Source organism: Leadbettera azotonutricia ZAS-9 (assembly GCF_000214355.1).
GTDB lineage: Bacteria > Spirochaetota > Spirochaetia > Treponematales > Breznakiellaceae > Leadbettera > Leadbettera azotonutricia.
This window is the reverse complement of sequence record NC_015577.1, coordinates 3,293,652-3,305,708: the sequence shown is the minus strand read 5'-3', so window position 1 is coordinate 3,305,708 and position 12,057 is coordinate 3,293,652. Positions and strand designations below refer to the sequence as shown.

The window sequence follows — 12,057 nt, the reverse complement described above, 5'->3', positions numbered from 1 at the left end:
ATATCATAATAAAAACACTATGAAACGTATATTAATTGTAGTTTTACTGGGTTTTGCCGGGATGGCTCTCTTCGGGCAATCTGAAGAGGTGGCTGTCTGGTCCGATATGTTCGACCAAGCTAATACTGTGGAAGAACAGCTGGTTTACATAAAGAATGTTTCCGAGGGAGCCCTTTCGGAGGCCGAGGAATTCTACGCCAAGGCCCTGGACAAGCTCATCAAGGAGTTCCCGGATCTAAAGACCCGTTCCGAATGGGATGCAGCCGATGCCGCCGCCCGCATACTTTCAACCCGCCTTGGCGAGGCCAAGTACGCTGACGCTGCAGGCAACCTCTGGCAGACTGTGGAATACTTCCCCAATGCCCTGGTCAAGTCTGATGCCCTGATAGCCCTGGGCCAGACGGGGAACAAGGCTCTTTTGCCCCAGGTTGTTCAGCTCCTCAAGGATCTGAATGCCCAGCCCCAGGCAGACCGGGATATGCGGGAACGTTTTGAACGTATTGCCTATGGGGCTATAATTTCCCTGGAGAATTACAAAGATCCTTCAGGGTATCTCCCGGTGTTTTTTGCTTCTGTAGGCTGGTATGCTGAACGCATCAAGAGCCAGGCTTCTGTCTCCCTGCCCAATATCATGGATGACCCCACCGAATTCCTCCTGGAAATTCTGGCCAGCCCCGGCTACGCCTACGATATCAAGCACCTGGCCCTGCGCACTGGCCAAAGGTCTCAATCCACGGATGAGCATAAAGCTTCCGTGGCGGTGGCTGCCCTTACCGCCGGCTGGATAGCCTCCACAAGCGATGTGCACCAGCGCCTGGAACTTTCCCAGATGCGGAAGCTGGCCCTCGCCATGATCCGCAGCTACGGCACCCAGGACACGGCAGTTTATCCCCAGATCGACAAGTCCTACAAAAACGGCGACAGGGATGAGCAGCTTGCAGCTCTGGAAGCCCTTAAGGCCCTGGCCTCGGAAGATTCAGCGAGGCTCCTTTCCGAGTATCTCCTGAACCTCCATCAGAGGGTGGTGGATGGCACCAATACAAGGAGCGACGATCAATTGGTCCGGGTAATCATTCCCGCTCTGGGTGATATCGGCGCTACAGGCCGTGCCAGCTCCCGCCCTGTCCTTCTCCGGGTACAGGCGCACCCCAAGCAGACCGACAGCGTTAAAAGGCTGGCCGCAGATGCCCTGCGTAAAATAGGGAATTAAGGAAGAGGCTGTTATTCCGAAAGTACTTTGAGTATTTCTTCGGAAGACCCTGCGTTCAGGATTTCCTGCCGTTTTTCAGCGCTTTTGAAGAGCAGGCTGATTTCGGCAAGGAACTGAAGGTGGGGTCCGGTTTTTTCTACCGGGGAAAGGGTCATGATGAAGATCCGGCATGGCTCATGGTCAAGGGCGTCGAATTCCACAGGGTTATCGGATACACCAATACAGGCTACCAGATCGTGAATGGTGGGGCTCTTGCCGTGAGGAATGGCGATGCCGTGCTTCATGCCGGTGGACATTTTTTGTTCACGATCCATGATGGCTGTAAAGGCCGCCTGGCGATCCTCTATTTTTTTGGCCCCTACCAGGATATCGAGAAGCTCACTGATGATTTCTTCTTTGCTGGTTCCCTTGAGGTGGAGGCTGATGGTTTCTTTGGTTAAGACTGTTTTCAGGTTCATGATATCTAGTGTAAAGCCGTAATAACGAAAAGTCAAGATTTGTTAAGGGGATTTGAATAATGGATGGGAAAATCCGCTGGTATAAGCAAGGGCAGGCCCTTTTGGACGAAATCAGGGGGTCAAAGCCGAACCCCAACAGTGCCCATATCTGGTTCCTGGGGCAGCATGGTTTTGCCCTGAATCTGGGCGGGGAGACCCTCTATTTTGATGTGATCCTCAACGATTTTCTTGATGCCCAGGGGAAAAGCCGCCGTTGTTTTGATGCCCCCTTTGGCCCCCAGGAGCCGCAAAAGGCCGATTATGTGTTTTGTACCCATGACCATAGCGATCACCTCAACCTCGAAACCCTCATCCCCCTGGCAAAAGCCTGTCCCAAGGCCCGCTTTATCGTGCCCAACCCCAGCCGGGACAAGCTTATAAGGGCTGGAATCGATGAATCCAGGGTTATTGGCGCAAAAGCAGGGGAAAAAACCAGCCTTGGGGGCATTGTTGTGCATCCTGTAGCCGCTGTCCATACCCGTTTTATCCAGGACGAGGCTGAACAAGACGCAAATGGCGATTGCACCAGCCTGGGCTTTGTGATCGAAGCAGATGGCCTCAAAATTTACCACCCTGGGGACACCTGGGTTACCACGGCCCTGGTGGAAACCCTCAAGGCCCTGGGCCCCCTGGACATAGCCATGCTCCCCATCAATGGGACTGACTGGATGCGCACAGCCGAAGATTGCATAGGGAATATGAGCGCCATTGACTCGGTAAAGTTGGCCATGGCAATCCCCATAGATCTGGTGATCCCCACCCATTACAATATGTTCAGCAATAACAGCGAAAACCCGGCGCTCTTTGCAGATTATATGTACCGGCTCTGCCCCTGGAAGCGGTTTCATATCTCGGCTTTGGGGGAGAAGTTTATTTACGAGAAGGGCTAGAGCTTCTCCATCTCTTTGTAAAAGCCCAGTATATGCTCTTCCATATCCCCAGGCTTGAAGATCAGCGAAGTGCCGGCCACGAAAATATCCGCACCGGCTTTTCGCATTTTTACTGCGTTTTCCGGGGTCACGTTTCCATCCACTTCGATTTCGACCTTCTCAAAGCCTTTGTCGTCCAGCAGGGATCGCAGTCGGCTGATCTTTTCCAGGGTTTGGGGAACCAGCTTTTGGCCAGCATAGCCGGGGTTTACGCACATGACGAGGATGGCGTCCACATCGGGGAATATCTCTTCGATCATGGAGAGGGGGGTGGCTGGGTTCAGGGCCGCCATGGGCTTTGCCCCCAGGCTGCGGATTCTGGCGAGAACCCGCTGGATGTGTCTTGTGGTTTCAACGTGGACGGAAACATAGTCCCCTTTTTGCGGGGCAAACCATTCTATCTTGTCTCCCGGTTCTTCTATCATGAGGTGTATGTCCATGGGGATGCCGGAAAATTGGCGCATCTGTTTTACTTCGGCTGTGCCCAGCATGAGGTTCGGAACAAAGGAGCCGTCCATGACATCGATATGCAGATATGGCACATTGAGTTTTTCAAAGAGCCGTATGGTTTCGCCTAGCTTGAAAATGTCCGCGCACATCATTGAGGGCGCGAGTTGGGCTTTTCCCATTCTAGGCTCCCCAGGGCTGGACAACTACCCGCATGCCCTTGTGCCCTTCGGCGGTTGCAAAAGCTTCGTTAATATCATCCAGGGCAAAATGATGAGAGATGAAGGGCTTGATGTCGGGCCTTCCTGCGGCGATGAGATCCAGTGCCTGCTGGTGGTGCCGGGGCAGGGAACCGTGGGCACCGCATACTATGAGCTCTTTATAATGAATGATATTGGTATCAAGCGTAACAGTGCTGCCGGCTGGGAGGCCGCCGAAAAAGTTGATACGCGCGCGGTTCTTTGCCATCTTGAGGGAATCCGCATGGGACTGAGGCGAAGGATTCGCAGTAAAAATAACATCCGCGCCAAGGCCCCCGGTTTCTTCGAGCACCCGGCTGATGGCGTCTTCTTCGCTTGAACAGATATAGGCATCGGCATTGAACTTCCGGGCGTTTTCGAGCCGGGGGCGGGAACGCTGCACTACAATTACTTTTGAAGCCCCCGACATATAGGCGATGGGGATGATCATGCAGCCTATTGGACCTGCGCCGATTATGACCACCGTGTCGCCCAGGCGTATATTGGTGAGTTCTACCGCGTTAAGCACGCAGGCAAGAGGTTCGGCCAGGGCTGCTTCGTCCCAGCCCAGATTGGCGGGTATTTTATGCACCGGGCCGTAGTTGACCACTGTTTTATTGAGGAGCACATATTCTGCAAAGCTGCCTGCAAATTGATAGCCCATGGCGTAATTTATCTGGCAGTTGTTGCCTATTCCCGCTTCGCAGAAAGGGCACTCGCCGCAGGGTACATCCGCACCAATGGCGACCCTGTCGCCTTTTTTAAAGCGGGTCACATTGGCCCCGGCCTCGACAACCTCGCCGGCTGCCTCGTGGCCCAGGATTTGAGGGGGCTTTACCCGGGAATTGCCATGGTGGAATATGCGTATGTCCGAACCGCAGACCGCGCAGGCCCTCACCTTTACCAGTATGCTGTCTGCATCGGGCTTTGGCGTGGGGACTTCCTTTACTTCCATTTTATCTTTGTCGAGATACACTGCTGCTTTCATTGCTGCTCCTTGTTCACAAACATAATTTTAACCCAAAATTCTTCCCGCTTTCGGGCAAGGTCAAAAGCCTTGCCGCATTCAGCAAGGCTGAAACGGTGGGTTATCAATTTTGAAAGATCGAAAACACCGTTCTCCATGCACTTGATTGCAAGCCGCCAGTCATTGTGGGCATCATTATACCCTGAATTCCAGGTCCCTTTCAGGGTAAGCTGCTTCCTTAATATTTCCCAGTAGGCCTTCTGGCTGATATCCATATTTTTCGCCGGATTCCCCATCAAGGCAACCTTCCCAAAGGTTTTGACTGATTTAAGGCATGCTTCCACTGTAGCGGAAACCCCTGCGGCTTCTAGGGCTGCGTCCGCCCCCCGGTTCGCAGTAATGCTTTTAATGTACTCGGCGGGATCAACAGTTTTACTGTCAATTATGTGGGTAAAGCCCAGTTCGCGGGCAAAATCAAGCTTGGCCTTGTCCACATCCGCCAGCACCACCTGGCTCGCGCCCCAGCCCTTGGCAATCTGGGCAGCCAGGAGGCCTATGGTCCCTGCCCCAAAAATCGCGACTGTGTCGCCCAAGCCTATGCCTACCTGGCTTAAGGCATGGATAGCCACTGCGCAGGGTTCGCACATGGCAGCATGCTCAAGGGAGACGCTTTCCGGCACAAAAACAAGGTTCCACTTTTTAACGGCGATATATTCCGCAAAAGCGCCATCGCGCCTCGAACCGTAGTAATCGTAATCATGGCACTGGGCATACTCGCCAATCTGGCAGGCTTCGCATTTCCCGCAGGGGATGAGGGGGAATACCGCCGCCGCCTTTCCTATGAGGCTTTCGTCCCCAGGGTTGACCTGCACTATTGTCCCTGCAAATTCATGGCCCGGTATGGTGGGGAAGTGGTAGGTTCCTTTTTCAAAGACCCTGGGTATGTCCGAGCCGCAGATGCCCGCTGCTTTTATCTCCAGCAATACTTCATCTTTTTCAAGCTTCGGCATTGGCACTTCTTCATAACGCAGATCTCCAATGCCGTGAAGATTGCAGGCCATCATGGTGTTTTTCATGCTTCCTATTCCTTTATCACAGCCCTGAAGTAATCAACGCTTTCTTTATGATCCTGGATAATCTTAAAATCCGTGTCCCAATGTTCCCGGTGGGAAATTTCAAAGGCAAAGAGGGCATCAGTGCAGCCCGCCTTTTTTACGGTTTCCATTACCTTTTCGCGGGTTATGATCCCGGTTTTGTTGTTCTCTGCGGTAAAAGGGGCATGGTTGGACTTATGCAGCACCGTTTGCTGCAGGTGTATAATGGGGCTTACCGCAGCCAACTCTTCGATCCATGGATAAGGGTCCCGCTGGGAAGGATGGGGAGCATGGCCCACGTCAAGGCATACCTTGAGGGGAACCCCGGAGTGGGCATTCACCAGGGCCAGGAGCTCTTTTGTTTCCTCGATGGTGTTCGCCATTTCACGGGGCACACTCATGGGTTCGAAAATGAGACATTCATAGCCCTTCTCTTTGGCATAAAAAGTCAGCTCCTGCCAGCCTTTGACAGCCTCGTCAAGAATGAATTTGCGCTTGTCCTCATTATTATAAGTGTCAAAAGTCATAATCCCAAAATGGGAGCCCGCGTTTTTCGCGCCGAACTTGCTGCCAATATCCAGGAAGCTTTTGAACCAATTGATCCAGAGTCTGCGGGCTTCGGCGTCAGGGTTCATCAGGTGGTTAACACGGGTGAACGAACTGGTAAAAAGGCTTTCTATAAAAATGTTGTTTTCTTTCGTAGCTGCCAGAATCCGCTTGATTTGGCTTTCGATATATTCCTTGGGCCAAAAGGGGTTGAGGAGATCCGCGACAAACTGCACGTACCTGAGGCCCAGGTCCTTCCCCACTATGGAAGCCCAGACCTCGGGCTCAATGTACTTGTTGATGGCAAAGCCAAGATTGATTCCAAGACGGTAGCTCATTAATTTAATACCTCTAAGTTAAAATAGATAAGTTGACCAATTTTTGCAATAGGGTTACTCTCTAGCTATGCCTTACGACAAGAAGCTTAACCAGTTCCAGATCGCACAGACAAACAAGTACAATGTTTTCAGGTGCATCTCCAGGGAAGGCCCCATCAACAGGTCTGCCATCGCAAAGCGTTTGGAATTGAGTATCCCTACGGTCATGGCTATTGTAGACGATCTCTTCGAAAAGAAAACAGTCCGCTCCGAAGGCAAGGTTGAATCCGGCGTGGGCAAGCAGCCCGAGATCCTCGCCATAGAGCCGGAAGCATTTTATTCCATAGGAGTCGATATAGGCCGCAGTACTGTCCGCATCATTGTGAATAATGCCGCAGGCAAACAAACCGCATCCATGAAGGAGCCTACAGGGGACCCCTTCCCGGAAAAAGAATTCATCACCCATGTAAAAAAGCTCATGCTCAAATTTGTCAAGAAGCTCAAGATCGATCCTGCCCGCATACTCGGCGCAGGCATGGCCATGCCGGGGCTCATCGAAAAGGGCACGGGGAAACTCATCGTAGCCCCCGACTTCGGCTGGAAGGACATACCCCTTCAGGACTGGCTCCAGGCCGGCGTGCCCTATCCGGTGCTGGTAAAAAATTCCACCCATGCCCTGGCGGTGAACGAAAGCCAGGCTCTGGGAACTGACGAAATCCAAACTACCTTCTGCGTAAACCTGGGCTACGGCATAGGCGCTGCCATCATCACCGGCGAAACCCTCAACGACGGCGCTGGGGGAATTTCCGGCGAACTTGGCCACTGCGTGGTTGATCGTGACGGCCCCCTCTGCAAGTGCGGCAACAGGGGCTGCCTCGAAGCGGTCTCTTCGGGCGAAGCCATAGCCCGCCAGGCGCAGACCATTATCTCCCACCATGCCCGATCAAAGATCGCGGAACTCTGCGGGGGCAATGCTTCGCTGATAGACACCAAAATGGTTTTCGAAGCTGCAAGGAAAGGCGATGAACCCGCCCTTAAGATCATCAATTATGCGGCAGTAAACATCGGCATAGGCGTCTCCATGGCAGTCAACATCCTCGATCCCGACAGGGTTGTGATCTGCGGCGGACTCATGTGCGGGGATTCTACATTTCTGGACAAGATAAAAGCCAGCATGGAAGAGCACCTGGTGACCAAAGCCAACCGCAGCGTCATCCTCACCGCTGGGACCATGGATGAATACTCGACTGCCATAGGCGCTTCACGGGCGCTTACCAACGCCCTTTGGGCAAGGCGAACCCTGCCGATATAGCAGCCCGCTGCGATAGCATCGCCGGCTTTTTTCAAGACCAGGCGTTTACTTGACAAATCATCAAATCTGCTTTAGTGTTTTATTAAATGCTCTAATTTAATAGGTTGAAGTAAAGGGAAAGATTATGATTAAACTTGGAGGGCCAGTCTTCATGGCCCAGCAAAAGGCCGCAGGGGCAGGCGAAAGCCACGGCGCGGCAGGGATTGATCCGGTACTTCTTGCAAGGAAACACAAGGAAAAAGGATTCACCGCTGCCTATGTTCCCCAGATCGATGCCAAAGATACCGCCCTTGTCATGGCAACAAGGGAGGCCTTTCAAAAAGAAGGTGTCATGCTTTCGGAAGCAGGCTATTGGGAAAATATTATGGATACCGAAGCGGAAAGCCGGGCTTATCACCGGAACCGCCAGCTTGATTCCCTTTATCTTGCCGAGGAAATCGGCGCCGTCTGTTCGGTGAATATTTTTGGCTCCTACTGCCATGGCAACGGCAATTCCCAGCATAAAGCCCTGAATTTTACCGACGAAGCATTCGAGGCAGCAGTGGAGATGGCCCGCTATTTCCTTGATACCGTCAAACCCAAGACTGCCTTTTTCACGTACGAAATTTTTCCTTTTGATATTACAGATTCGGTTGAAAATATCGAACGGCTTATCAAAGCGGTGGATCGCAAGCAATTCGGCGTCCACCTGGATCTGGTAAATCTTATCAACTGTCCCAGGGCATATTTTTCCTCCGGCGATATAGCCAAGGAATGCGTACGCCGTTTCGGCGACCGGATCGTGTCCTGCCATGCAAAAGATATCAAGATGAAGGAACCCTCCATCAGCGTGATTCTGGAAGAAGTGCTCATGGGCCAGGGAAATATAGATCTTAAAACCTTTATGCGGCAGATTGAGGGACTTTCCCGTCCCATCCCCTTTATGCTGGAACATCTTAAAACTGAAGCTGAATATGACAGCGCTGCAGAATATGTACGCAAAACCGGAAAAGAACTGGGTATAAATCTATAACAGGAGAAGAAAACGATGAAACATACTATTGTGCAAGCCGGCCTTGGAAGCCGGGGAAAGATCCATCTTAAAGGCATTCTGGAAAACCCCGATCGCTTTGAACTTTTGGGTATTTTTGATCCCAAGCCGGAAGCAGTAAAACTGGCAGTCGAAAAATTCAATGTCAAATGCCCGGTCTTTTCTTCTGCCGAAGAAATGCTTTCAAAAACCAAGGCCGAGGTTTTTGCTTTTGTCACCCATCCTGAGATCAGGATGGAGTATGTCAAGCTCGGCGCCAAGTACAATGTCAAGGGCCTTTCCTTTGAAAAGCCCATGGCTGTCTCCCTCGCCGATGCCCGTGAAATGGCAAAAATTTGCAGCGCCCACAAAATAAAGGCCATCATCAGCCATCAGCAAAAGTACATGACCCAGATGCAGCAAATGTATAATGTGGTGCGTTCAGGCGTCATAGGCGAGCCTGAATTGATCCGTATCTTTATGCGCCCCTGGGCTTCCCAGCTGGGTACCCACTTCGTGGATTATGCCCTCTGGGCGAACGGGGGCGTAGGCGCCGAATGGGTGGTGGGCCATGCCCACGGCCGCACCAAGCTCAGCGACAACCACCCATCGCCGGATTTTCTTTTTGGCGAAGCCCGCCTAAAAAACGGCGCCACCCTCCTCATCGAAAGCGGATACCTTGCCCCCTTTACCATGAGCGACGAAGAATTCTGGTGCAATAACCGCATTACCGTTTATGGGAAGCACGGTTACGCCTGGGCCGAAACCAATGGCTGCTGCGGCTTCTTCACCCCCGAAACCAAGGGCAAGGTGGAACTCTTCCAGTACCCCAAATTCGGCATCCAGTGTGAAGATACCCAAACCCCCTATTACCGCGACTTTGCCGAATGGCTTGACGATGACAAGAAAAAACATTCCTGCAACATCGACATAAGCCTCCACGGCTTTGAGATCATCGAGGGCCTCTACAAGAGCGCCCTGGAAAACATCCGTGTGGATATTCCCATTCAAGGCGAAGTGAAAGATGCCATCGCGGAACTGAAAAGGGTACTGCCTGAGCAGAACTACCCTGCGGGATTCAAGGACGGGGCTTTTTATAAGATGGGGAATCCATTTTAGGGAAAACCCAGAAGCCTCGCGTTTTCTTTTTTGCCATCTCAAGGTATACTTTGGATAAGATGGAAAAGCGGAAAGTTCGGTTTTTTAATACTACCGGTCCCTGTAATCCTTTTGATCATTATATGCTGCCTCCTGAGGAGCGCTATCTCTTTATTTTTGGCCGCCGCAAGAAAAAACCGTCCTGGGGCGAGCGGCTCAAGTGGTTAGCAAAAGATGAGATTACGATAGTAGGGTGTTGATTCATTCAGCGCCGCGTTCATTGCCATGATATTGAAAAAAACAATGCAATAATAACAGTATTATATCCTATAAATTATACTGAAATAATACGAATTTATATTCAACAAGATTGATTCGTAGCGAGGGTATGTACCCGAGTCTAATACCTTTAAAGAACAACCAACCCCGACCACTCTGCGGCGGGGTTGGTTATGGGTTTTATAAGCTTTTTGAAAAGTTTTTGAAAATTTTACTTGACAAATCCATAAACCGAGGTTATTATTATCTTATCTGGTCTAACTTAAAAGATTTTGTTTAGATGGTTTAATATAAGGTGAGGAAGGGAAATCGGAAGTGCGGAAAAACTCCTTTAGCGTCAGCCAGAGTGTCATTATCCTTATCATGCTGGTTATAATGATTTGTTGTTTTTTCCCCTTGATATGGATGGTTATGAATTCATTCAGGACCAATAATGAATTGTATACAAATCCCCTGGGCTTGCCGACCGGTTTGGATTTTAGCGTTTTTGTCCGGGCATGGGATAGGGGCCATTTTAGTTATGCTTTGAGAAATTCCATTATCCTTACCGTGACAACGGTAATTATTACGGTAGTATTATCTTCTCTCGCCGCATATCCTCTGGCCCGTATGCAGTTTAAGGGGCGGGGTTTTTTATATATGGCCATTATCAGCGGCCAAATGGTGTCGGCCCAGATAATTTTGATCCCTCTGTTTGTATTGTTCCGCGATATGCATCTATTGGGCACTTTGGGGTCTGTTATGCTTGCTGTAGCTGCGGGGAGCATTCCCTTTTCTACATTGCTCTTTGTAAATGCCTTTCGGGAAATACCCAAGGAAATAGATGATTCCACTGAAATCGATGGCTGCTCCCGGCTGCAGTATTTTTTCCGTATTCTGCTGCCCCTTACGATGCCTATATTTGCCAGCGTGATCATTTTTCAGGCCCTGGGTGTCTGGAATGAATATTTGCTGTCCTTGACTTTCCTTAGCCAGCAACGTTCCCGCACCATAACCCTGGAATTGAAGAATTTCTTCGGCGCATATCAAAGCGATTGGCCCGGGGTTTTTGCAGCATTGACCATGACTGTTGTGCCGGTACTGATATTGTATTTATTTTTGCAGAAATATTTTATTAAAGGCCTCACTGCGGGTGCGGTAAAAGGTTAGGGGATGGTTATGAAGAAAAGGAATTATACACCCTATTTGTTTATTCTCCCTGCAGCGGCAATGCTGATACTATTTTTATATTATCCTATAGCTGGCGCTCTGGAAACTTCCCTGAATGATTGGAGCGGCATGGGGCCTAAGAAATTCATCGGCCTGGGAAATTATGCCCACCTTCTGACGGATGAAACTTTTTGGCATTCCCTGCGGCTCACTTTTTTATGGGTGCTTTTGAGTGTCGTGATTCTTCCTATCGGTGGCCTTATTCTGGCAATGCTGGTTGAATATACCACTACAGCGCGGGTAATGGCTGGCTTAAGCAGGACCATTCTTTTCATGCCCATGATGATGTCCCTGGTGGCTGTGGGGTTGCTGTGGTCTCTCATTTTCAATCCGACCTTGGGTTTGTTAAACGCCTTATTGGTTAGAATTAATTTGATTAATCCCATGGAGCCGCTGAACCTGCTGGGTACAGCCAATACCGCGATATTTGCCGCTTTTTTTCCTGCGGTTTGGCAATGGTCCGGATTTGGCATGGTGATTATATCGGCAGCCCTGATGAATATCCCGCAGGAGCTTTTGGAGGCGGCTGCCGTGGACGGAGCCAGCAGGCCTAAACAATTTTTCCGTATTATATTGCCCCTGCTGATGCCAACCATATTTACCTGCGCTACTCTCCATCTGATTGGAGGTTTTAAGGCCTTTGACTTAATTTATACCATGACTGCCGGAGGGCCCGGCGGCGCTACCATGGTTTCTGCTTTGTATATATTCCGGCAAGCCTTTGTTGATAACAAATTTGGATATTCCACGGCCATCGCGGTTGTTATATTTATAATGATATTTATTTTTACCTATGTTTTCAATAAGTTGAATGAGAAGGTCAGAGAGAATGTCGGTTATTAGGGTGAGCAGTCACAGATCTCATAGAGATTAGGTGATTACGATAAAAATTTTTTTTTGGAGG

Annotated in this window: 13 protein-coding genes; 8 read left to right on the top strand and 5 right to left on the bottom strand. The window is 50.4% G+C overall.

Annotation, left to right across the window (positions count from 1 at the left end; genetic code table 11):
- The first annotated feature begins 19 nt into the window (after positions 1-19).
- Entirely contained in the window at positions 20-1,210 is a 1,191-nt protein-coding gene (locus tag TREAZ_RS14585) for a hypothetical protein (protein WP_015712657.1), read from the top strand.
- A gap of 11 nt (positions 1,211-1,221) precedes the next feature.
- Here TREAZ_RS14585 and TREAZ_RS14580 read toward each other — a convergent pair whose 3' ends face one another.
- Positions 1,222-1,668, bottom strand: a complete 447-nt coding sequence (locus tag TREAZ_RS14580; RefSeq protein WP_015712656.1) for a PTS sugar transporter subunit IIA — start codon at positions 1,666-1,668, stop codon at positions 1,222-1,224.
- 59 nt (positions 1,669-1,727) lie between these two features.
- Between TREAZ_RS14580 and TREAZ_RS14575 the strand changes: the two genes are divergently transcribed.
- Positions 1,728-2,597: an MBL fold metallo-hydrolase gene (locus tag TREAZ_RS14575; RefSeq protein ID WP_015712655.1), complete on the top strand. Its 870-nt coding sequence runs from the start codon at positions 1,728-1,730 to the stop codon at positions 2,595-2,597.
- Here the strand turns inward: TREAZ_RS14575 and rpe are convergent.
- From rpe to TREAZ_RS14555, 4 genes are read right to left on the bottom strand one after another with little or no spacing between them, the layout of a single operon-like run.
- The gene (rpe, locus tag TREAZ_RS14570) at positions 2,594-3,265 is read right to left on the bottom strand and encodes a ribulose-phosphate 3-epimerase (protein ID WP_015712654.1); all 672 of its coding nucleotides are present in this window, start codon (positions 3,263-3,265) and stop codon (positions 2,594-2,596) included. The two genes, TREAZ_RS14575 and rpe, sit on opposite strands and share 4 nt — an antisense overlap.
- 1 nt (position 3,266) lies before the next feature.
- Positions 3,267-4,310 (bottom strand): zinc-dependent dehydrogenase, encoded by a 1,044-nt coding sequence (locus TREAZ_RS14565; RefSeq protein WP_015712653.1) that lies wholly within the window; start codon positions 4,308-4,310, stop codon positions 3,267-3,269.
- Complete coding sequence (locus TREAZ_RS14560; RefSeq protein WP_015712652.1) at positions 4,307-5,365, bottom strand: galactitol-1-phosphate 5-dehydrogenase; 1,059 nt, start codon at positions 5,363-5,365, stop codon at positions 4,307-4,309. Before TREAZ_RS14560 ends, TREAZ_RS14565 begins: the two co-directional genes overlap by 4 nt.
- 5 nt (positions 5,366-5,370) lie before the next feature.
- Positions 5,371-6,267, bottom strand: a complete 897-nt coding sequence (locus TREAZ_RS14555; protein ID WP_015712651.1) for a sugar phosphate isomerase/epimerase family protein — start codon at positions 6,265-6,267, stop codon at positions 5,371-5,373.
- Positions 6,268-6,334: 67 nt separating this feature from the next.
- Between TREAZ_RS14555 and TREAZ_RS14550 the strand changes: the two genes are divergently transcribed.
- The 6 genes from TREAZ_RS14550 (at position 6,335) to TREAZ_RS14525 (ending at position 11,996) form a co-directional block, all read left to right on the top strand.
- Entirely contained in the window at positions 6,335-7,558 is a 1,224-nt protein-coding gene (locus tag TREAZ_RS14550) for an ROK family transcriptional regulator (protein ID WP_015712650.1), read from the top strand.
- Between the two features lie 124 nt (positions 7,559-7,682).
- Entirely contained in the window at positions 7,683-8,570 is an 888-nt protein-coding gene (locus TREAZ_RS14545) for a sugar phosphate isomerase/epimerase family protein (RefSeq protein ID WP_052297695.1), read from the top strand.
- A 15-nt stretch (positions 8,571-8,585) separates the two neighbouring features.
- Positions 8,586-9,686, top strand: a complete 1,101-nt coding sequence (locus TREAZ_RS14540) for a Gfo/Idh/MocA family protein (RefSeq protein WP_015712648.1) — start codon at positions 8,586-8,588, stop codon at positions 9,684-9,686.
- Between the two features lie 59 nt (positions 9,687-9,745).
- Complete coding sequence (locus TREAZ_RS14535) at positions 9,746-9,925, top strand: hypothetical protein (protein ID WP_015712647.1); 180 nt, start codon at positions 9,746-9,748, stop codon at positions 9,923-9,925.
- Between the two features lie 430 nt (positions 9,926-10,355).
- The gene (locus TREAZ_RS14530; RefSeq protein WP_201764774.1) at positions 10,356-11,093 is read left to right on the top strand and encodes a carbohydrate ABC transporter permease; all 738 of its coding nucleotides are present in this window, start codon (positions 10,356-10,358) and stop codon (positions 11,091-11,093) included.
- Positions 11,094-11,102: 9 nt separating this feature from the next.
- A complete protein-coding gene (locus TREAZ_RS14525; RefSeq protein ID WP_015712645.1) occupies positions 11,103-11,996 on the top strand; it encodes a carbohydrate ABC transporter permease in 894 nt (297 codons plus the stop codon).
- The last annotated feature ends 61 nt before the right edge of the window (positions 11,997-12,057 follow it).